This is a genomic window from Arthrobacter sp. SD76 (assembly GCF_049726125.1).
GTDB classification, from domain to species: Bacteria; Actinomycetota; Actinomycetes; order Actinomycetales; family Micrococcaceae; genus Arthrobacter; species Arthrobacter nitrophenolicus.
Genome location: NZ_JBNBLR010000001.1, coordinates 1,243,028 through 1,264,618, shown reverse-complemented (window position 1 = coordinate 1,264,618; position 21,591 = coordinate 1,243,028). Strand labels below are relative to the sequence as shown.

At 68.2% G+C, this 21,591-nt stretch carries 10 protein-coding genes and 7 pseudogenes; 5 read left to right on the top strand and 12 right to left on the bottom strand.

The genetic code is table 11. The features are described from left to right. Window positions 1-34 precede the first annotated feature (34 nt). A complete protein-coding gene (nudC, locus tag ACPEE0_RS06270) occupies window positions 35-1,057 on the bottom strand; it encodes an NAD(+) diphosphatase (RefSeq protein WP_009357684.1) in 1,023 nt (340 codons plus the stop codon). A gap of 144 nt (window positions 1,058-1,201) precedes the next feature. On the opposite strand from nudC, the gene ACPEE0_RS06265 reads away from it, so the two are divergent. Next, window positions 1,202-2,431 (top strand): macrolide 2'-phosphotransferase, encoded by a 1,230-nt coding sequence (locus ACPEE0_RS06265; protein WP_009357685.1) that lies wholly within the window; start codon window positions 1,202-1,204, stop codon window positions 2,429-2,431. 51 nt (window positions 2,432-2,482) lie between these two features. On the opposite strand, the pseudogene ACPEE0_RS06260 reads toward ACPEE0_RS06265, so the two are convergent. From ACPEE0_RS06260 to ACPEE0_RS06250, 3 genes and pseudogenes are all read right to left on the bottom strand, one after another. Further along, a pseudogene (locus ACPEE0_RS06260) lies at window positions 2,483-6,020 on the bottom strand (ATP-dependent helicase). Continuing rightward, window positions 6,017-9,241 (bottom strand): ATP-dependent helicase, encoded by a 3,225-nt coding sequence (locus ACPEE0_RS06255; RefSeq protein ID WP_407710450.1) that lies wholly within the window; start codon window positions 9,239-9,241, stop codon window positions 6,017-6,019. Before ACPEE0_RS06255 ends, ACPEE0_RS06260 begins: the two are co-directional and overlap by 4 nt. A gap of 140 nt (window positions 9,242-9,381) precedes the next feature. After that, window positions 9,382-9,798: an MGMT family protein gene (locus ACPEE0_RS06250; RefSeq protein WP_035752566.1), complete on the bottom strand. Its 417-nt coding sequence runs from the start codon at window positions 9,796-9,798 to the stop codon at window positions 9,382-9,384. A gap of 62 nt (window positions 9,799-9,860) precedes the next feature. Here ACPEE0_RS06250 and ACPEE0_RS06245 point away from each other — a divergent pair. From ACPEE0_RS06245 to ACPEE0_RS06230, 4 genes and pseudogenes are all read left to right on the top strand, one after another. Then, a pseudogene (locus ACPEE0_RS06245) lies at window positions 9,861-10,570 on the top strand (3'-5' exonuclease). A gap of 335 nt (window positions 10,571-10,905) precedes the next feature. After that, entirely contained in the window at window positions 10,906-11,841 is a 936-nt protein-coding gene (locus ACPEE0_RS06240; protein ID WP_407709714.1) for a substrate-binding periplasmic protein, read from the top strand. 16 nt (window positions 11,842-11,857) lie between these two features. Further along, a complete protein-coding gene (locus ACPEE0_RS06235; protein WP_133346066.1) occupies window positions 11,858-12,622 on the top strand; it encodes an amino acid ABC transporter permease in 765 nt (254 codons plus the stop codon). After that, window positions 12,619-13,356 carry an amino acid ABC transporter ATP-binding protein gene (locus tag ACPEE0_RS06230; RefSeq protein ID WP_009357689.1) on the top strand — a complete coding sequence of 246 codons (738 nt, stop codon included), beginning with the start codon at window positions 12,619-12,621 and terminating at the stop codon, window positions 13,354-13,356. The genes ACPEE0_RS06235 and ACPEE0_RS06230 overlap by 4 nt, the downstream gene beginning before the upstream one ends. 98 nt (window positions 13,357-13,454) lie before the next feature. Here the strand turns inward: ACPEE0_RS06230 and hemL are convergent. The 8 genes and pseudogenes from hemL to hemQ form a co-directional block, all read right to left on the bottom strand. Beyond that, window positions 13,455-14,785 (bottom strand): annotated as a pseudogene (gene hemL / locus ACPEE0_RS06225) (glutamate-1-semialdehyde 2,1-aminomutase). A 29-nt stretch (window positions 14,786-14,814) separates the two neighbouring features. After that, a pseudogene (locus ACPEE0_RS06220) lies at window positions 14,815-15,888 on the bottom strand (LLM class flavin-dependent oxidoreductase). After that, a pseudogene (gene hemB / locus ACPEE0_RS06215) lies at window positions 15,888-16,862 on the bottom strand (porphobilinogen synthase); the annotation flags it as partial. The pseudogenes hemB and ACPEE0_RS06220, both read right to left, overlap by 1 nt. Window positions 16,863-16,878: 16 nt before the next feature. Continuing rightward, window positions 16,879-17,187: a uroporphyrinogen-III synthase gene (locus ACPEE0_RS06210; protein ID WP_424575246.1), complete on the bottom strand. Its 309-nt coding sequence runs from the start codon at window positions 17,185-17,187 to the stop codon at window positions 16,879-16,881. A gap of 116 nt (window positions 17,188-17,303) precedes the next feature. Beyond that, a pseudogene (locus ACPEE0_RS06205) lies at window positions 17,304-17,660 on the bottom strand (uroporphyrinogen-III synthase); the annotation flags it as partial. A 134-nt stretch (window positions 17,661-17,794) separates the two neighbouring features. Then, window positions 17,795-18,792, bottom strand: a pseudogene (gene hemC / locus ACPEE0_RS06200) (hydroxymethylbilane synthase). After that, a complete protein-coding gene (locus tag ACPEE0_RS06195) occupies window positions 18,789-20,048 on the bottom strand; it encodes a ferrochelatase (protein WP_424574158.1) in 1,260 nt (419 codons plus the stop codon). Before ACPEE0_RS06195 ends, hemC begins: the two are co-directional and overlap by 4 nt. Further along, window positions 20,045-20,746, bottom strand: coding sequence for a hydrogen peroxide-dependent heme synthase (gene hemQ, locus ACPEE0_RS06190; protein ID WP_133346057.1), 702 nt, complete (start codon window positions 20,744-20,746; stop codon window positions 20,045-20,047). The genes ACPEE0_RS06195 and hemQ overlap by 4 nt, the downstream gene beginning before the upstream one ends. Window positions 20,747-21,591 lie beyond the last annotated feature (845 nt).

The window sequence follows — 21,591 nt, the reverse complement described above, 5'->3', positions numbered from 1 at the left end:
CTACCGCATGCTTGGAGTCTGGTGGATAAGGGATCTAGGCGCCGGCGCGGTCCTCGATCCGCCCGCCGTACCAATGCTCGATGAGCGCCCGTGCGATGGAGAGCCTGCTGGAAATGGTGATGTCACCCCTGAGCACGGCTTCCTGCAGTTCCTCCCGGCTGAACCAGCGCGCCCTGGTGACTTCCACGCCGTCGGGCGTTGCCTCGGCATCTTCGGTGACGGCGGTAAATCCAAGCATAAGGGAGGCCGGGAAGGGCCAGGACTGCGAGCCGAGATACTGGCAGGCAGTGACGCGTACTCCCACTTCCTCAAACACTTCCCGCACGACTGCCTGTTCCAGTGATTCGCCGGGTTCAACGAACCCGGCGAGGGTGGAGAAGTTCTTCGCGTCCACCGGGCCTCCGCCGCCCAGAAGCAGCCGCCCGTCGGGCCCCACCACGGTGACGATGATGGCGGGGTCAGTCCGCGGATAGTGTTCGGACGAATCTGCCGGGCAGCGGCGCATCCAGCCGCCGGCCTCCACCAGGGTGGGCGTCCCGCACCGCGGACAGTGCGTGTGGCCGGCATGCCAGTTGGCGATGGCGCTTGCCTCAACAAACAAGGCAGTGCCGGTTTCCGTCAGCCCTGCTGCTACATCACGGAATCCTGCCCAGGCGGCACCGCCCGGAATGCCCGCGGTGCCCGGCTCCACCGGCTCTGGCAGGACGAAAAGCAGCAGCTCCGTGCCGGCGGGAAGGTCGGAGCCCGGCAGGGCAGCGCCGAGGTAGATCATCAGCCCGGGAGTGGCCGAGACAGCTGACAGACCGTCCAGCAGGCCCTTGGCGCCGGCCATGAAAAGGTTCCCGTCCTGCACCAGTCCCTGCCGCCCGGACAGGACGACTGCCAGCGTGCCTGGTGCGGCCAGGAGTTCGTCCACCATCCCGGGCCGGGCCCGAACGGCCGATCCCCTGTCCACCAGCGCCGGCCGGACAGGAAGCAGGGTGTCCCGGAGGTGGTTGGCCGGCAGCAGCGCCGGCGCTCCCTGATGGACCGGTGTGACAGACTCCGCGTGGCTCATGCATCCACCGTACTGACATGGACCGACAATCCGCATTTCCGCCGTGGCCTTCCGCCCTGCGCTGGTATCCCCCATTTGCACCGATCTGAAGACTCGCCGCCCGCAGACCGGTGACTTGGACGGCAGGCAATCTACCGTGGAACGGTGAGAAGAAAACCGATTGAACTGGCAGCCGTTGCAACCGCGGCAGTCCCTGGACTGACCCCAACGGCCGTTAGCTCTGCCCCGGATGATCCCGCAGACTTCGATTCGGCCCTGCTCCTGGATTCGGAGGGCAAACGCTGGCGTGTCCGGTCCCCCCGGCACGCGGAGGCCAGCGCCCGGCTGGAAACCGAGTTTCTGGTGCTGCGGGCCTTCGCACCCGGAATCCGGGCGGAACTTCCGTTCCTGATGCCCACGGTGGCGGGCAGCGTACGGCTTGGCACCCTGAGCACGTTTGTCTACTCACACCTGGCCGGAAGCACCCGGAGCGTTGAGGAGCTGACCGCAGGCCCGCAAGCCCTGGCCCGCGAAATCGGCGCGGCGCTGGCAGCTATCCACGACCTGCCCCGGGCACTGGTCAGCAACGCCGACCTGCCCAGCTACACGCCCAACGAATTCCGCCAGCGCAGGCTGAATGAACTGGACCAGGCGGCCACCACCGGAAAGATTCCGCCGGCGCTCCTGCTGCGGTGGGAGCACGCCATGGAGGATGTCTCCCTGTGGCGCTTCAATCCCTGCGTGGTCCACGGCGACCTGCACGAGGACAACATCCTGGTGGAAGGCCAGCGCGTCACGGCCGTGACCGGATGGACCGACCTCAGGATCGGCGACCCGGCTGACGACTTCGCCTGGCTGGTGGCCTCCAACGAGCAGGACTTCGTGGATGCTGTCCTCGCCGGCTATACGGCAAGCCGGCGCGACACTCCGGACAACCACCTGCTGCGCAGGGCGGCCCTTTCGGCCGAATTCGCCCTGGCCCAGTACCTGGTCAAGGGAATTGCTGCTGGCGATCCGGCCATGGTGGCGGAGGCGGAAGGCATGCTGGAAACCCTCGCGAACGATATCGCCGAGCACGGCGGCCAACCCATCAGTGTTGAGCCGCAGCCCACCGCCGGGACCGCCCCCGGCGCAGGAGTGTCCGACGGTGGCCCCGGACCAGGTGCGGCGCCCGTGACCGTCCTTCCCGTCCCGGCACAGCCGGCGGTGGAAGTTGTTCCCGTCCCGGTCAAGCCGGCGGTTGAGGTTGTTCCTGTCCCCGTCCAGCCGGCGGTCCACGTGACACCCATCCCCGCCGAGCCGGAGCAGGCGGCGGGCGGGAAACAGCACTCCCCGGAAGCGGCCGACGATACGTCCACCGCCGCGCTTCCGATCATCAACGCCCGGCAGTCCTAGCAGGGGACGCCAGCCAGGATCCGCCCGCCCTGATCCGCCAGCCCAGCGCGGTCACCTGGAATCCAGGGCTGCGCTGACGATGGCTTCCAGTTCCTCGGCCGTTCCGAGGTCATGGGGCCGGACCACCTCGTTGTCGGCCAAATAGAAGAACGCTGCCCGCACTTCCTCGAGCGGAACGTTCTTCAGGCGTGCCCACGCCAGCCGGTAAACGGCCAGCTGCACCGAGCGGGCCCGCAACTGGGCACCGGAGGGACGGCGTCCGGTCTTCCAGTCCACCAGGTCCCAGCAGCCGTCGGCGTCCCGGAAGACGGCGTCGATCCGGCCGCGAACAACCACCTCGCCCACGCGGGTTTCCACGGGGACCTCCACGAAGGCAGGCGATCGCTCGGCCCAGGGTGAGGCGCGGAACGTTGCCACCATGGCGTCGAGGTCGTACGCGGCGTCGATGTGGTCGTCGGAACCGGGAGCCTCGCCCAGATCGAGCATGCCGGCGGTACCGAAAGTATTCCTCCACCCAGGCGTGGAAGGCAGTTCCTTTGCGTGCCGACATTCCGGGCTCACGCGGAACCGGCCGGCGGAGCCTGGCGAGCACGTCCGACGGGTCGTTTCCAAGGTCCACCAGCATGGATGCGGAGATATGGCCGGGCAGGTGCACATCCTGGCCGTAGGACCGTTTGGCCCGGCGCTCCAGCAGCAGCGCGGCTTCCCGCGCCCACCCCGCCGCCGGTCCAGCCAGGCCGGTGCTGCCTGCGGGGCTGCCTCCAGCATCCGCTGGTCCGGATAACGGCTGGTGATTTCCTGCGGCCTCGAGTTCGGCCAGAACGAGGGCAGCAGCCCTGTCCATGGCCTCCCTGCGGCCCCCGGCCAGCCGGAGCCGCTCCCCTGTCCGGGGATCCACGGGGCCTTCAAGGGGGTCGTAAGGCCACCCTGCCACTTCGGTTTCAGTGGACAGTGGGCTGCTTTCGGGCAGGGCGTCTTCGGCCAGGGACAGTGGATGGACCGAGGCCCGGTCCGGCTGCCCATCCGGGTTCACGAGGATGTCCAGTTCGGCCAGGAACGGGGACATCTCCGCCCTGGCGGCGCGCGATCCCACCCAGGCGGCACTGGAAGCCCACAGGACGTGCTTGGCCCGGGTGTAGGCAACGTAGGCCAGGCGGCGCTCCTCTGATTCCCCATGCGCCTGCACGGCAGCCTTGAAATCCTTTTCCGCGTCCAGCCAACCCTTCTGGTCCGGCTGGTCCAGGTCCCATTGGGGCAGGTCCGCACGGTCGCCCCGGAGGGGCCACGGAAGCGCCGCGCTCCCGCTGCTCCAGCGGGAGTCCTTGTCGCTGGGAAAAGCCCCGGCGTTCAGCCCGGGCACGAAGACAACGTCCCATTCCAGGCCCTTGGACGCGTGGACGGTGAGGAGCTGGACTGCCTCGCGGTTGACATCGCCGGGCGGGGCTTCGAGCCCGTTCTCTTCGGCGGCTGCAGCCTCGAGCCAGGCGAGGAAGGCAAGTATGTCCACCCGCTGGGAGGTGCGAAGAAAGCCCGCGGCGGCGTCCTGGAAGGCGTCCAGGTTGCGGCGCGCCTGGTGGATGCTGACCCCTGGGCGTGCCGCGACTTCGATGTCCAGGAGCATGGCCCGTTCCACTTCCCCAAGGAGTGTGGTGAGATCGTCACCCAGGTAGCCGCGGAGCTGCCGCAGTTCGGCCGAGAGCTGCAGCAGGCGGCCGCGGGCCACGGCGCTCAGGCACCGGCCGCTGGAGGATGTCCATCCTTCGCGTGGCAGCCAGTCCAGCGCTTCCACGAGGCTGGCGCCATCCGTCAGGTCCCCCTCGAGGACCGCGGCATCCTCGTCGGATGAATCGTCGTCGGACCGCTCCGCGGCCTGCCCCCGCCGGCGGGCCAGATGGCTGGACCAGTCCCGCAGGGCCATCAGGTCCGCCGGTCCAATCCGCCACCTCGCTCCGGCCAGCAGCCGCATGAGCGAGTCTGACCGGCCAGGGTCCGCCAGTACCCGGAGGGTGGCCACGAGGTCCACCACCTCGGGTGTGTCCAGGAGTCCGCCGAGGCCCACGATCTCGTAGGGGATGCTCCTGGCCTCAAGCTGGCGGCGGACCACCTCCATTTGCGCACGCCGCCGGCACAGTACGGCAATGGCCGGCGGCACGGGTGTGCCATCGGGCTTCAGTTCGAAGTCGGTCGCCCGGTATCTCAGGACATCCCCGGCAAGGGCCGCCGCTTCCTCCACGTCGCTGCCGAACCGGCCAAGCACCACCGACCCCTGGGCAGCATGGGGGCTGGGCTGCAACGGCGGCACATGCGCGGTCTGCGCTCCCTTGCCGCCTGCAGGTCCACGCTGCGCTTCGGCTTTGACCAGCGCCTCCGACATCACGTTCGCTGCCGCCAGGATGGAGCGTCCGTTCCGCCAGGCGGTGGTCAGGTAGGACGTGGGCGCAGGCGCCCAGCCCGCCTGCCCGTTCACGGATTCCTGGCGGACAGGAAACTCGCGGACGAAGTGGAACAGCTGGCCGGCCGAGGCACCGCGGAAACCATAGATGGACTGGTTTGGGTCCCCGACGGCCGTGACGGCGTGCCCGCCGCCGAAGAGCCGCGAGAACAGGACGAGCTGGGCGTGCGAGGTGTCCTGAAACTCGTCCAGCAGGACAACTTTGTACCGTTGGCGTTCCATGTGCGCGGCCATCGGAACATCCCGTGCCACCTTCGCTGCGAGCGCCACCAGGTCACCGAAATCGAGGGCGCCACGTGCCCGCTTTGCTTCGGCATACCTGCCCACCATGTCAGCGACGCTGGCCCGGGTGCGAAGCATCGCGGCCAGCTCTGCCGCGGCCTGCGGAGGGTTCTTCTTCTTGTCTGCCAGGTAGGGGAGCGACTCGAAGTCCGAGAGCCGCGCCATGAGCCAGGCCTCGACGTCTTCCGGTTCCTGGAGGTGTTCGGCGCATTCTCCGGCGAGCTGGATAACGGCCTTCACCAGGGTGGACTTGGCGGCACGGAAGTGTGCATATTCGCCGTCGTACGCTTCCACCACTTCGCTGGCCAGCTGCCACGCCTGGGCCCCGCCCAGCAGGACCACGTCCCGTTCCACGCCCAGCCGCAGCCCGTAGTCGGAAACGATCCCGCTTGCGAAGGAGTGGTAGGTGGACACCTTGGGTTCCAGGGCGTCGCTGCTGAGCAGGCCTTCCGGAAAGACCTGGTGCGCAGTGTCGCCGGCAACCAGCCGCTGAAGGGCCACCAGCTTGGCGCGGATCCGCGATGCGAGTTCCCCGGCCGCCTTCCTGGTGAACGTCACGCCGAGGACTTCCTCGGGCCGCACCCAGCCGTTGGCCACGAGCCACACCACCCGGTCCGCCATGGTGGCTGTCTTGCCGGAGCCGGCACCGGCGATGACCAGCCGCGGGGTGAGCGGTGAGGAGATGATGGCGGATTGTTCGGCGGTCGGCATGTTCTTTTCACCCAGGAGCACCGATAGCTCCTCGGGGCTGAACCGCGCCTCCGTCGGCCGGGCAGGCGCGGCGACCGCCGCTGACTGCCCGGCATCCGGATCAGCACCCTGCCGGCCGGGCAGCAGGTCGAGGTTGTTGGTCATTCCGTCACTTGCCTTCCACGCACGCACAGGGGGCATACCTCGGGCAGCTTGCAGCCGTGGCCGCCGTGGCTTCCCTTTGCCGGATCATGCCGGGCTTCGAATTCCTTGCCGCCCATCACTTGCGCTGCATCCTTCACCATGTCGAGTGCCCAGTTCTCCTGCGGGTCGAGTGGATCCTGTTGCTGGACGGCAGGATTCCTGGTGCTTGTTCCGAGCTGGGCAAGCACAGCCCCGCCGGGCAGGGTGCCGCCCTCCCTGCCTGTTGCCTCGGCGAATCCTCCCGCGAGGACCGCTGCCTGGTATGCACCGAGCTGGGGGTGACGGGACAGCTCCGCCTTGCCGGGCTGCCGCTTTCCCGTCTTCAGGTCCACAATGACCAGCCTTCCCTGGCCGTCAATCTCCAGCCGGTCCACCTGGCCGCGCAGGATGGCCTGCCGCGGCGCCAGCTCATCCACCGCCACCTCGCCAAGGGGCACCTCAAAATCCTGTTCCACTCCCGCGAGGCTGCGGCCCTCGCTCCTCATCACCAGGATGTACTGGGCGAGCTTGCGCACCATGGACTCCGCCCTTTGGAAGTCGAGGCGGCCCTCCCAGTTGTCCTTCATGCCCAGGGCGGGCCAGCGCCGTACCAGCTCCGCGAGGTACTCCGCGCCCGAGGCATCCGGCAGTTCCTGCGCGATGGCGTGGACCAGTGTTCCCAGGCTGCGGGCAAAGTCTGTGGCCGCCTCGCCCCCGGCCGCCTGCACAAACCAGTCAAGCGGGGACTTCTGCACGGTTTCGACCTTCGACGGCGACACGGAAACGGTACCGCCGGGCGGAACCACGGCTGCGTCGGTCGTGAGTGGCGCGAGCCCCCACCAGGTGGAAGGATGCGCACCGGGGACTGGCGGCTCGGCCGCCGCCAGCCGGGCCAGTACCCTTACCGCTTCCCGGGCCTCGGCGGACTGGTTCCCGTCCAGCTGGGCATGCTGCCGCAGTTCGGCAACGAGGGCCCGCAGGGTTATGGGGCGCTCGACCGGGGTGAAGCCCCTGTGCTCCTGGCCGTGCTCCAGCGGTGCGACGTAGTCGAGGAACGACGAAGGCTGGTCGTCCTCCGAGGCGACCGCCGTGCATATGAGCAGTTCCCGGGCGCGTGAGACGGCTGTGGAGAAGCTGCGCAGTTCGTCATAGCGGATGTCGCGCAACCGGCTTAGGGGATCCCGCTGCATGGCGTAGGCGGAACCGTGTTCAACGGCGTCCGCGTAAAGGGTGCTGCCCAGGAGTTCCCCCCGGAGCCGGGTGTTGGGCCACACGCCCTCCTGCAGGCCGGCGACAATCACCACCGGCCATTCCCTTCCTGCTGCGCTGGCGGGCGTCATCAGCTCCACGGCATCATCCACCTGGGCGCGGGCGGCAAGGGTGTCCATGGGGAGCTCCTGGTTGAGCAGGTACTCCAGGAACTGTTCAGGCCCCGCTCCGGGCATCTGGTCCACGTACCGTTCAGCCGTATGGAACAGCGCCATCATGGCATCCAGGTCCCGGTCGGCCCGGGCGCCGTGGGGGCCGCCTGCCAGTGCTGTTTCCGTCCAGGATGCTGCCAGCCCCGTGGAGCTCCACAGTGCCCAGAGCACCGATTCGGCGTTGGCGCCCGGCTGGAAGGCAGCTTCACGGCCGGCCTGGATCATCCGCGCCGCGCGCCTGGCCGCCCTGCCTTCGATACCCAGGGCGGACAGGGCTCCGGGCTCCAGCAGGGCCTCGACCAGGAGGGCATCGCTGGTCCGTCCGCCGCCGCCCAGCAGTTCCTCACGACGAAGGGACTGCCGGAGCCGCCGGAGTTCGATGGAAGTGGCACCGCCGATCCGGGAGGTCAGGAGGGACACCGCGGCTTCCGGGGTCAGGAGCGTTGGGTCCAGCGCGATGGCGAAGGCGTCCAGCAGGGGACGCACCGCTACCTCGTCCCGGACGGCCGACTCGGCAACCGGCACACGGACAGGGATCCCCTGCCCCGAGAGGTAACGCTGCAACTCGCTGACCTGTCCGCCGTTGCGCACAATGACGGCAATGTCCGCGAGGTCCCGGCCATGGTTGATGTGCTGGTCCAGGATCCTCTGGGCGACATACCGGAGCTCATGCACTGGTGACGGGACCAGGTGCGCCTCGACACTCCCTTCCTGCATATTCCCCTCCGGCCGGTCTGCCTGCGGACGCTCCAGCTGCCTGGCCAGCTGGCCACCGGCGCGTTGCGAGATCCGGCCGGCGACACCCAGCCAGGCGTCCGCCAGGGCCGGAACCAGGCGGTGGGAAGAAGACAGCGGACGCTCCACGGGTGGCGCGCCCGGCGACAGCAGCCGCGGCAGCTCGGCCACGAGATCAGGCCGTGCGCCCCGGAAGCCCTGGACCACGGTATCCGGCGAGTACGCAACGTAGCAGTCCTTGCCTGCCGCGATGTCCGCCAGGAGTTCGAACACTGCCGGGTTGGCTTCCTGGATGTCGTCCACCACCACGAGCTGCAGCCGGTCCCGTTCGGCTGCGAGGAATTCCGGCGCGTCCTGGAAGATGTGGCGTGCCGCCGTGATGATTCCGGCGGGGTCGAAGGCCTCCGGCATCCTCAGGTCCAGGACGTCCCGGTACTCGTTGTAGAGGGCAGCCGCGGCGATCCAGTCGGGCCTGCCGCACTCGCGGCCAAGCATTTCAAGGTCCTCCGCAGTACGGCCGGACTCGATGATCCGGTCGAAGAGCTGCCGCACCTCCTGGCGGAACCCGCGCGTTTCGAGCGCGCCGTTGAGATCCTCAGGCCACGGCAGTTCCAGGCCGGGAAGGCGGTGCCCATCGAGGAGCTCCTTGATGATGAGGTCCTGTTCGGGGCCTGACAGGAGCCGCGGCGGCCTGGCCAGCGGGATGACGCCCTCGGCCTTGGCGCGCCTGATGAGGTCGAAGGCATAGGAAGCCCAGGTGCGCGCTGGGGTGGTGCTGAGGCTTCGGTCCAGCCGGGCTGTGAAGCGGTCCCGCAGGAAATCAGCGGCGAGGCGGCTCGGGGCAAGGATCAGCATGCGCTCGGGATCGATACCATCGCGCTGGACACGTTCCACGGCAGCCTCAATGAGAACGGTGGTTTTGCCGGTCCCTGGGGCGCCTGGAACCAGAACCGGCCCGGTTCCCTGGGGAACACTGACGGCGGACTGCTGGTCGGCGGTCAGGGACGGCGCAGCCGCATGTACCTGGCGCGGCGCGAGCAGCCGCAAAGCGGCAGCCGGAGACCTTCCTGCACTGGCGTTCGAGCTGCTTCCTGCGGTGGCGGCGCCTTGCCCGAAAGCGGGCTCCTGACCCGCTTGGGGGTCAGGCCGGTATTCGTCGCGTGGTTCCGTGAAGGGAAGAGTTACTGTCACACCGACATTCCATCATCAGCCACCGACAATCCATGGAGCCGACGCTCCAGCGCCGCGGCGATGGTGTCCACCCTGTCCAGTTCCCCGTCGGTCGGCTGCCAGCGTGCCGCGGACAGATCGACGCGCCAGCGGCCCTCTCCGGTGCGGAGGAAGGACCCGTAGTCGCCGCGGAGCGGGGTTGCCTCATCAAGGTAGCGGCGGAGGGCCCCCGCTTCGTGCCCCTCGGGAGCATGTCCGCTCGCCTTCAGCACACGCCACCAGGGGACGCCGCTGCCATAATGGCTGAGTACGGCCCCCACCTGCCGCGGGCCCCCGGAGCCGAGCAGTTCGGAAACGTCACCGTAAGACACAGCGGACCCGGCCGGTACCAGCTCAACAACGGCCAGCACCGCCTCCACATACTCCATCCGCATTGATCCAATGTATCCGCAGTGGCGCTCCCCGGAATTGTCCGGGTTCCCCTTAGCGTTGAAGCATGAGCACCTGGAATACCCTTCCCCGAGCAGCCTTCGACCTCGAAACCACCGGACGGAACTCCCGCGCGGCCCGGATTGTCACAGCGTCGGTGACGGTCGTGGACCACCAGGGCGAGGTCATCAAGGAGCATGAGTGGCTTGCGGATCCGGGGGTGGAAATTCCCATTGAAGCCAGCGATGTGCACGGAATCACCACGGAACAGGCCCGGCGTGACGGGCGCCCCGCCCATGAAGTCACCAGGGAACTTGCGGGGGTCCTGCAGGAGTTGTTCGACGACGGCGTCCCCGTCATTGCCTTCAATGCCAGCTACGACTTCACAGTGCTGGCGGCGGAGTCGGCCCGGTACGGGTCCCGCAGCTGACGAGGTTCCCGGTGCTTGATCCCTACATCATGAACAAGCAGGTGGACCGCTACCGGAAGGGCAAGCGGACCCTTACGGCCCTGTGCGAGGAGTACGGCGTGGTCCTGGACAACGCCCACACGTCTGCCGCTGACGCCCTGGCCACGCTGAAGGTACTGGATGCGATGGCCGGCAAATTTCCCAAGCTCATGATGCCGGCGAGCCAGCTCCACCAGCTCCAGGTAGATTGGGCCGTCAGCCAGGCCGCGGACTTCCAGGGCTACCTCCGCAAGACCAAGCCCACCGCCGTGATCGAGGGCGATTGGCCGGTCCTGCCTCCGCAGGATGCCACGGCCGGGGGATTTTAGGCTTCAGCAGGCCCTCCCCCGCCGCAATGCGAGGCAAGTCACAGTTCGTTCACCGCGCATTTCGGCCTTGCCGGGGCATCGTGAATTCGTTGGATTACCCGGCGCCCTCCCTGTCGCGCGCACAGAACGGCTAACTGGCCGAATTAAATGCGGCAATGGCATCGCCTGCCCGTCCTTGGATTTCCTTAACAGCGCATTTTCGATGAAGTGAGACAATAAAGTTTTGCGGTCACCCCTGCCCTGGCCATGCTCGACCAGCACGGGGCAGGTGCCAGGCGCCATCAGCGCAGCCTTGCGGCCCGGTTGACTTATGACTCAATGAAAGTGACAACCTGATGAAAATCAAAGCGATGAAGTGGCTGACTACCGCTCCCGTTGCTCTGGCCCTGGCGGTTTCCCTGGCCGCCTGCGGTTCAGGGGCCTCGGAGCCCGCGGGCACCCCCACCGATGCCCTCGCCGGCAGCGACCAGCAGACGCTGGACAAGTACACCACTGCCGATGTCACCCCGATCGACCAGATCGACAAGACCAAGCTCGGCCTCAACACCGAAGGCAAGCTCGAAGTGGGCACGCTCTCGGACGCGCCGCCGAACATCTTCATTGACCCCTCCGGCAAGTTCACCGGCTACGACAACGAGCTCCTGCGTGCCATCGCCGCCAAGCTCGGCCTCGAGGTTGAATTTGTTGCCACGGACTTCTCGGCGCTCCTGTCCCAGGTGCAGACCAAGCAGTTCGACGTCGGATCCTCCTCGATCTCCACCACCGAAGCCCGCCGCGAGAACGTCGGCTTCACCAACGGTTACGACTTCGGCTACATGGCCGTTGTCGCCAAGACCGACGGCGACGTCAAGAGCTTCGACGACCTCACCTCCGACCTGCGCATCGGCGTGGTCCAGGGCACCGTCCAGGACGACTACGTCACCAACACGCTGAAGATGGAACCGATCCGCTTCCCGGATTACGCCACCGTCTACGCGAACGTGCGCAACGGCCAGGTGGACGCCTGGGTGGCTCCGTCCCAGCAGGCTGAAGGCCAGGTCAAGGAAGGCGACGGCACCGCCATCGTCGAGTCCAAAATCAACACCGAGAACTTCACCGCCTACGCCGTGGCCAAGGACAACCAGCCGCTGATCGACGCGCTGAACTCGGGCCTGGACGCCGTGATCGAGGACGGGACCTGGTCCAAGCTGACCAAGGAGTGGTACCCGGACCGCGAAATGCCGACTGACTGGAAGCCGGGCAGCAAGGCCGCCACGGTTCCCCAGAGCTGATTGAGCCGGGACGTTTATGGATCTCCTGGACCAGCTTGCCGACACCTTTTTCAACTGGGAGGAAATGGCCAAAGTCATTCCCGCCCTGTTCATGGTGGGCCTGCCCAACACCCTGATGCTGGCCGTCGCCTCAGGCATCTTCGGATCCCTGCTGGGGCTGCTGCTCGCCATGATGGGTATCTCCCGCAACGCGGGGGCACGGTGGGCGGCGCGCATTTACACCGACATCTTCCGCGGCCTGCCGGCCATCCTGGTGATCCTGGTGATCGGCATCGGCCTGAGCCCGATCGCCAGGGAAATCACCGGTTCGCGGAACCCCTATCCCCTGGGCATCCTGGCCCTGACGCTGATCGCCGCCGCCTACATCGGCGAGATCTTCCGGTCGGGCATCCAGAGCGTTGAGAAGGGACAGCTGGAGGCCTCGCGGGCCCTCGGGTTCAGCTACGGCAGTTCCATGCGGCTGGTGGTGGTGCCCCAGGGCATCCGCCGGGTCCTTCCGGCCCTGGTGAACCAGTTCATCTCGCTGCTGAAGGACTCCTCGCTGGTGTTCATGCTGGGCCTGGCCGCCTCGGACCGGGAGATCTTCCGGATCGGAAATGACGCCATGGCCAACACCGGCAACCTGTCACCGCTGGTCGCGGCGGGTGTCCTGTACCTGATCCTGACCGTTCCGCTCACCCACTTCGTGAACTTCATCGACCACCGGCTGCGCACTGGCAAGCCGGAGAAGAAGGAGCCGGACGAACTGGCAGCACCTATCGGCAAGGGGGCACAGGCATGACGGAATTCGCTTCCGGAACCCTGACCGGCAAGAACCTGCACCTGTCCTTCGGGCATAACCACGTCCTCCGCGGCATCGACCTGCACGTGGAGAAGGGCACCACGGCCTCGGTGATCGGCCCGTCCGGGTCCGGCAAGTCCACGCTCCTGCGTGTCATGAACCGCCTGATCGAGCCTGACCAGGGCGACATCCTGCTGGATGGACGTTCGGTCCTGAAGGACAACCCGGACGAGCTCCGGCAGCGGATCGGCATGGTGTTCCAGCAGTTCAACCTGTTCCCGCACAAGACCGTGGTGGACAACGTGTCGCTGGCCCTCCGCAAGCTCCGGAAGCTGCCCAAGGACCAGGCCCGCGCCGAAGCCCTGGAGCAGCTGGACCTGGTGGGCCTGAAGCACAAGGCAGATTCCCGTCCGGCCAACCTGTCCGGCGGCCAGCAGCAGCGCGTGGCGATTGCCCGGGCGCTGGCCATGAAGCCCGAGGTCATGTTCTTCGACGAGGCCACGTCCGCCCTTGACCCCGAACTGGTCAAGGGTGTCCTGGCCCTCATGACGGACCTTGCGAAGGGCGGCATGACCATGGTGGTGGTGACCCACGAGATGGGTTTCTCCCGCAACGTCTCGGACACCGTCACGTTCATGGACGCGGGCGTGGTGGTGGAGTCCGGTCCGCCGGAGCAGATCTTCACGGCACCGCGCACTGACCGGCTCAAGGGCTTCCTCTCGGACGTCCTCTAGCCGAAAGACAAAAAATCCCCGCGTCCCGGGCCTTCTCCCACACATGGTGGGTGGGTTGGTCCGGGACGCGGGGATTTGTCGTTAAGCCGGCGCCGGAACTACGGGCGGGCCGCAGCAGCCGCCTGCGCCGCGGCGGGCAGGGCATCGAAGATCCGGTTCATGGCGGCGTCGTCGTGCGCGGCGGAGAGGAACCAGGCCTCGAACACCGACGGCGGCAGGTAGACGCCGGACTCCAGCATGGAGTGGAAGAACGGCGCGTACCGGAAGGCCTCCTGGGCCTGGGCGTCGGCGTAGTTGTGGACGCCGTGCGCGGAGGTTCCGAAGGCCACCGAGAACAGGTTGCCGGCGAACTGGATGGAGTGGTCCACCCCGGCGGCATCCAGGGCGCTGGACAGGGCCGAGGACAGCTCCAGGGAGCGGGCGTCGATGTAGGAGTAGACATCGCGGGTGGCGTTGGTCAGCGTGGCAACTCCGGCGGCCATGGCCACGGGGTTTCCGGACAGCGTTCCGGCCTGGTACACGGGCCCGGTGGGAGCCAGGTGGTCCATGACATCGGCACGTCCGCCAAGTGCCGCCGTCGGCATGCCGCCGCCAATGACCTTGCCGAAGGTAAGCAGGTCCGGGTCCAGGGGTCGGCGGCGTCGGGCGCTCCGCCGGTCAGGCCCCAGTAGCCCGAGTAGCCGGTGCGGAAGCCCGTCAGCACCTCGTCCACGATGAGCAGGGCACCGTGTTCCCGGGTGATCCTGGAAAGGCCGAGGTTGAAGCCCTCTTCCGGGGTCACCACGCCCATGTTGGCGGGCGCGGCCTCGGTAATGACGGCTGCAATGTTGGGGCCGTGCGCGGCGAATGCTTCCTTGACCGCGGTGAGGTCGTTGTAGGGCAGGACCAGGGTTTCAGCGGCGGTCGCCTCCGTGACGCCGGCGGAACCGGGCAGGGCGAGGGTGGCAACGCCGGACCCTGCGGATGCCAGCAGCCCGTCCAGGTGGCCGTGGTAGCAGCCCGCGAACTTGATGATCAGGTTGCGCCCCGTGAAGCCGCGGGCCAGCCGGACGGCGGTCATGGTGGCTTCGGTGCCGGTAGACACCATCCGGAGGCGTTCGACAGCGGGCACGCGTTCCTTGACGATTTCGGCCAGGTTGGCCTCGTCAGGGGTGGAGGCGCCGAAGGACAGCCCCCGGTCGACGGCGGCGTGGACCGCATCCAGCACGGCCGGGTGTGCATGGCCCAGCAGGGCAGGGCCCCAGGAGCAGACCAGGTCCACGTATTCCTTGCCGTCCGCGTCCGTCAGGTAGGCGCCCTTGGCGGCCACCATGAAGCGGGGCGTTCCGCCCACGGAGCCGAAGGCGCGGACGGGCGAGTTGACGCCGCCCGGCATCAACTGGCGGGCGCGGTCGAATAATGCCTCGTTGCGAGGATTGCTGGAAGTCATGGTTCCTATTCTCTCAGTTGGCCGGCATGTCAGCTGCCGAGCAGTTCCGCCACCTTGGGCGCCACTGCCGTTCCCATCAGTTCAATCGAGCGCATCATTGCCGAATGCGGCAGGGGCCCGCTGCTGTACTTCAGGTCGAAGCGGTCCACCCCCAGGTTCTGCTTGAGCAGGGCAATCTTCCGGGCCACCGTCTCCGGCGATCCGACGTACAGGGCGCCCTCAGGCGCGCACATCGCATCGAACTCGGGCCTGCCGGCAGGGCCCCAGCCGCGTTCGGCGCCCAGTCTGTTCCGGAGCGTGAGCCAGTGCGGATAGAACTCCTCGCGGGCCTCCTCGTCCGTGGGAGCGACGTGCCCCGGCGAATGCGTCGCCATCTGCTGCATTGGATGCCCGTACTTGGCCATGGCCTCGCGGTACAGGTCAGCCAGCGGACGGAAAGCACGCGGCTGGCCGCCGATGATGGCGAAGATGATCGGGTAGCCGTAGTGGGCGCAGCGGAGCACCGATTCGGGAGTGCCGCCGACGCCGATCCAGGTGGGCAACAGGTGGTGCTCCATGGGTGGGTAGACGCTCAGTCCGGCCAGGGCCGGCCGGGTCTCGCCCTTCCCAGTGGACCGGCTGCTGCAGCCGCACCTTGCTGAACAGCTCCAGCTTCTCCTCGAAGAGGACTTCGTAGTCGGCCAGGTCGAATCCGAAGAGGGGGAACGATTCCACGAACGAGCCGCGGCCCAGCATGACCTCGGCGCGGCCGTTGGAGATGGCGTCCACCGTGGAGAAGCGCTGGAAGACCCTGATCGGATCGTCCGAGCTGAGGACGGTGACGGCCGAGCCCAAGCGGATCCTGGTGGTGCGGGCCGCCGCTGCAGCCAGGAAGACTTCAGGGGCGGACACCGCATAGTCCTTCCGGTGGTGCTCCCCCACGCCGAACGCGTGAAGTCCGACGGCGTCGGCAAGTTGGGCCTGTTCCAGCAGCTGCCGCAGGACTTCGGCATGCGCCTGCGGGTGCCGTCCGGTTTCACGCCCACATCACCGAAGGTGTTGAGACCAAGCAGGATGCGGTCCTCCCCCACGGGTTCGGTGGGTCCCAACGGCAGCTCGGTCATCAGGATTCCTTCAGCCAGCCGGCCAGCTCCGCGGCCCAGTAGGTTAGCACCATGCCCGCACCGGCCCGGCGGATGCCCAGCACGGACTCGGTGATGGCGGCCCTCCGGTCGATCCATCCGTTGGCTGCAGCGGCCTCGATCATCGCGTACTCGCCGGAGATCTGGTAAGCCGCCACCGGCACCGGGCTCATGGCGGCGACGTCCGCCACGATGTCCAGGTAGCTCATGGCCGGTTTGACCATGACGATGTCGGCGCCCTCGGCCAGGTCCAGTTCCACTTCGCGCAGCGCCTCGGTGCGGTTTCCTGCATCCATCTGGTAGGTCCGCCGGTCGCCCTTCAGCTGGGAATCCACCGCCTCGCGGAACGGGCCGTAGAAAGCGGACGCGTATTTGGCCGAGTAGGCGATGACTGACGTGCCGGTGTGGCCGGCTTCATCCAGGGCGGTCCTGATGGCGGCGATCTGTCCGTCCATCATGCCCGAGGGGCCCAGCATGTGGGCGCCGGCATCGGCCTGTGCCACGGCCATCCGGGCGTAGATTCCCACGGTGCGGTCGTTGTCGACGTACCCGTCGTCGTCGAGCACCCCGCAGTGGCCGTGGTCGGTGAACTCGTCCAGGCACACGTCGCTCATGATCACCAGACTGTCCCCCACCTCGGCGCGAACGTCGCGGATGGCCTTGTTCAGGACACCGTCGGGGTCGAGAGAGGCCGAGCCTTCGGCGTCACGGATTTCCGGGATGCCGAACAGCATGATGCCGCCCAACCCCAGTTCGGCAGCCTCTGCTGCGGCACGCTTCAGGGTGTCCGTGGTGTGCTGCACCACGCCCGGCATGGACGTGATGGGGTTCGGTTCGGTGAGCCCTTCCCGGATGAAGGCGGGAAGGATGAGCCCGGCCGGCGCCAGGCGGGTTTCGGCGGTCAGCCGGCGCATGGCGGGCGTGGTCCGAAGGCGGCGGGGGCGTTGGCTGGGAAAGTCATGGTCCTGTCCTTCACGTTGTTCCGGGTAGGTTCGGGTTCGGCGCCCCGGCGGGACCTGCGGTCCCCAGGGCAGCCCCGACGGCATCCGCGAGGCCCTCGGGCGTCGGCTCAGCTGCCACCGCAGCCACCTGCAGGCCGAGCGCTGCGGCCTGTTCCGCCGTCGAACGCCCGATGGCCACAAGCCGGCAGCCGTGCAGCGGCGCCAGGTCGGCGATCCGGCGCACGGCGCTGGGTGAGGCTGCCAGGACGGCGTCGATGCTTCCGTCAGCGATGCCTGCCCGGGCCGCGGCCGGCGAGAGCAGGGAGTACGACGGCGGCACCTGGCCGGGCCCCCGTCCTCCACCGGAACGGCGAGCCTGCGTTCGGCTGCCGCCGGGTAGTCGACCGTCCGGTAGGCGGCCACCACGGTGACTTTGCTGCCTGCGGCCCCGAGCCCCTCTGCAAGCGCGGGCGCCGCAATGTCAGCCTGCGGCAGCAGGACCCGTCCGCCGCCGGGCCATACCTCGAGCAGCCCGGCGGCGGACTGCTCGCCGCGGGGCGTCAGATCCACGCCGAGGCCGTTGGACTCGAGCAGCCTGCGGGTGGCCGGTCCCACGGCGGCGATCCGGATGCCGGCCGGGATCCACTGGCGCAGGGAAAGCCCGCGGTCCCGCGCCTTGCCGAGGAGCACATGGCCGGTGGTTGCGCTGGTGAGGACCAGCCAGTCGAACGCCCCGGCTCCCAGTGCGTCACAGGCCACATCCAGGGAATGCTGGTCCGGTGCCCGTTCGAAGTCGATGAGCGGCAGGAGCATGGCGGTGGCGCCGGCCTTTTCCAGCGCAGCCACCAGTTCCAGTGACCGCTCCGGGCTGCGCGTGATCAGGACCCGGGCCCCTGCCAGCGGCTTGCCCTGCCCCGATGCGCCCGTTGGCATTCCCATGGGCAAGGTCAGGATGCCTGGAGGTCTGCGATGTCGGCAGCACCGGCGGCCAGGAGGACCTCGGCCAGTTCGATGCCCAGAAGGGTGGCGCCCACTTCGGTCAGCCCGTCAGTTGCCCGCTTGTCACGGACGGATGCGGTGCCGTCCACCGCGCAGACAACGCCTTCGAGGTGCAGCATGCTGCCCTTCCGGTAGGCGTATGCGCCCACCGGGGCCGCGCAGCCGGCTTCCAGCCGGGCCAGCATGGCCCGCTCCGCCGTGACTGCGAGCCGGGTGTCCGGGTCGTCCAGCGCCGCGAGGGCCTGGGCCAGCACCGCCTGGGATCCTTCGGTTGAGCCGGGCTTCCGCGGAGCGTCGGCGGTGCGGCACTCGATGGCCAGGGATCCCTGCCCGGCGGCCGGGAGCATGACGTCGGTTTCCAGGAATTCGCTGACGGCATCCAGCCTGTTGATGCGCTCCAGGCCTGCGGCAGCAAGCACCACGGCGTCGAGGTCGCAGGACTTGCCGGGCACTACCTGGTCCGTGGTGTTGCCCGGAAGCCCGGGAACCCGGCCCAGGCGGGTGTCCACGTTGCCGCGGATGTCCAGGATCTCCAGGTCGGGCCGGGCAGCCCGGAGCTGTGCTGCACGGCGCGGCGAACCGGTGCCCACCGTGGCGCCGGCCGGGAGATCCGCCAGTTTCAGCCCGTCCCGTGCGCAGAGGACGTCGCGGACGTCAACGCGGCGCGGGGTGGCCGCCAGGCCAGCCCCACGGCTGCCCCGGTGGGAAGGTCCTTCAGGGAATGGACGGCCACATCGCATTCGTTCCGCAGCAGCGCGTCCCGCAGCGCTGCCACGAAGACACCGGTGCCGCCCATCTGGGACAGCGAGCCGGTGAGGACGTCGCCGTCGGTCCTGATGTGGACGAGTTCGACGGGGAAGCCCCCGACGGCGGCCAGCTGGTCGGCGGTCTGCTGCGTTTGTGTCAAAGCCAGTTTGCTGGCGCGGGTTCCGATCCGGACAGTCACTGCTGTGCTGCTCCTTGTGCTTCCGGCTGCCCCGGCGACGCGGGGTAGGGGTCATGGCCCGTCCCCACAGTGGTGTCGGCGCCGGCGATGGTGGGTTTTTCGCCGCGGAAGTTCGCGCAGCAGCCCGGCCGGCAGACGTCGTACCAGGGGCCGAGATCCGTCACTGCCGGACGGTCGCTGATGTTGTTAGCCTCGGTGCGTTCGCAGATGAGGTCCACCATGCCGTTGACGAACTTGCGGTGGGTGCCGGGCGTGGGAACGCGGGTGGCGGCCAGGCCCAGGTTGGCGCACGTCTCCAGCGCTTCGGTGTCGAGGTCCCAGACAACCTCCATGTGGTCGCTGACGAAACCGAGCGGCACGATGACGATGCCCTTGGTCCCCTTGCCGGCGAGTTCCTCGATGGCGTCGTTGATGTCGGGTTCAAGCCACGGCACGTGCGGGGCGCCGGAGCGTGACTGGTAGACCAGCGACCACGGCGCCGTGAGGCCGGATTCCTCCTCCACCCGCTGCATGACGGCCGCGGCGGTGGCGAGGTGCTGCGCCACGTAGGCCGAGCCCTCCTCGAATTCGCGGGGCTCGCCCTCCGAGCGGCCGGCGGCCTCGGCGTCCCGGGTGGGAATGGAGTGGGTGGCAAAGAGGATCTGGACGGGAGCGTCCGGGGTGCCGGCTTCGGCCAGCTTCGCACGGACCTCGGCGAGGCCGGCGGCGGTGCCTTCAACGAACGGCTCCACGAATCCGGGGTGGTCGAAGTACTGGCGGACCTTGTCCACTTCCAGGCGTCCGTCCAATCCGGTCTCTGTCAGTGCCATGCCGATGTCCTCGCGGTACTGGCGGCAGCTGGAGTAACAGGAGTAGGCACTCGTGGTGATCATCAGCAGGCGGCGGTGGCCGGCGTCGTACGCGTCCTGCAGTGTCTCCGGGATGTAGGGGGCCCAGTTGCGGTTGCCCCACAGCACGGGGAGGCTGATGCCGCGGGCGGCCAGTTCAGCTTCCAGTGCCGCCTTGAGTTCGCGGTTCTGCTGGTTGATGGGGCTGATGCCGCCGTTTGCGCGGTAGTGGTGCGAGACCTCCTCCAGGCGCTCGTCCGGGATTCCGCGGCCGCGGGTGACGTTGCGGAGGAAGGGAATCACATCATCCTGGCCCTCGGGACCGCCGAAGGAGGCGAGGAGGACGGCGTCGTAGTTCTTGGGGGCCATCCGGCCCGCCTCCGTCACCGGATTGACGGCGGTGCTGCCTTGGGGATCGCGGGGGCTCATGCCAGCACCTCGGCTACCTCGTCGGCGGAAATTCGGCGGCCGGTGTAGAACGGGACTTCCTCGCGGACATGGTTGCGTGCCTCAGTGGCGCGCAGGTGGCGCATGAGGTCCACCAGGTCAACGAGTTCGGGAGCCTCCAGGCCGAGGATCCATTCCCAGTCGCCGAGCGCGAAGGAGGACACGGTGTTGGAGATGACCTGCGGGAATTCGCGGCCGAGCAGGCCATGCTCGCGGAGCATCGCGCCGCGCTCCTCCTCGGGCAGGATGTACCACTCGTAGGAGCGGACGAACGGGTAGACGCACAGCCACTCTGCCGGCGTGACGCCGCGCGAGAACGCAGGCGTGTGGTTCTTGGCGAACTCCGCCTCGCGGTGCACGCCCATGGCGGACCAGACGATTTCGGTTCCGGCGAAGAGCGAGCTGCGGCGGATGTCGCGGATGGCCTGCTGGAGGGCCTCCGGCTTGGGGCCGTGGAGCCACACCATGACGTCGGCATCGGCGCGCATTGCGGAGACGTCGTAGCTGCCGCGGTGGGTAACGTGCCCCTCAGCGAGGCGCTGCAGCAGGGCCTCGAAATCGGCGGCAGCATCGGCGCTGCGGACTACTGCCTCCGACCGTTTGAAGACAGTCCAGAGGGTGAAAAACTGCTCGGCTGATTCCTCGGTTTTAGTGACAGATTCGGCAGAAGTGTGGCTCATGGTTACAAGTTTGCCCTTTAGTACCCGCCAAGTCGAAACCAACAACTTCTACAACGCGTAGAAGTCGCCAAGATCACACCGACCGGCGTTTCCCGGCGGTCCGGGTGCTCCGGCGCTAGAGGTTGCGCAGCCGGAAGAGCACCAGGCCGGCCGCACCTGCGACGCCCACCAGTCCGGACCCGAGCCACACCATGGCACTGCGCGGCTCCGGCTGCGAGTTGAGCGTGGCGCTGCTCCGCAGGCCGGTGCCGGTGCTGTACGGCGTCCACGCCGGGTGGGCCTGGTATGCGCTGTACAGCGGCGCGCCGCCGGCCTGGCTTTCCGCTGGTGCAGCTGCCGCCGGGCTTGCGGCTGGCGTAGTGGAAAGGGGCCGTTCCGCGGCCGGAACTTCGCTGGATTCACCGGACGCGGCGGCGCCGGAATCTGCGGGCGTCTGGCCGGCATCCGCAGCGGCGGGGGCCTCTGCGGTTGCCGGAGCCGTAACCGCCGGAGCAGTGGGGACTGCCGTGGTTGCGGCAGCGGCGGGCGACGGCGCCGCGCCGGTCTGCGATGCGGCACTATATGTCGTCGGCGTCTGCGCCGGAGCCGGTGCGGCGCCGGTGGATGCCGCTGAAGTGGGGTACTGCCCGTCGGAGCAGGGGAAGCTGACGGCGTCGGGGTGGGTACCGCCGTCGCTGTCGGGGAAAGGGTGGCCGTTACCGCCGGAAAGAGGGCCGGCGGCAAAGACAGCAGCAGGGCAGGGGCTGAAGCGGACGCAACCGGGCCAGCCGTTTCCCGGATGGATGCGCCCGTTCCCTTGCTGCCCGGCTCTTCACGGTCCTGCCCGGGCGCCGCCTGCAGGCCAT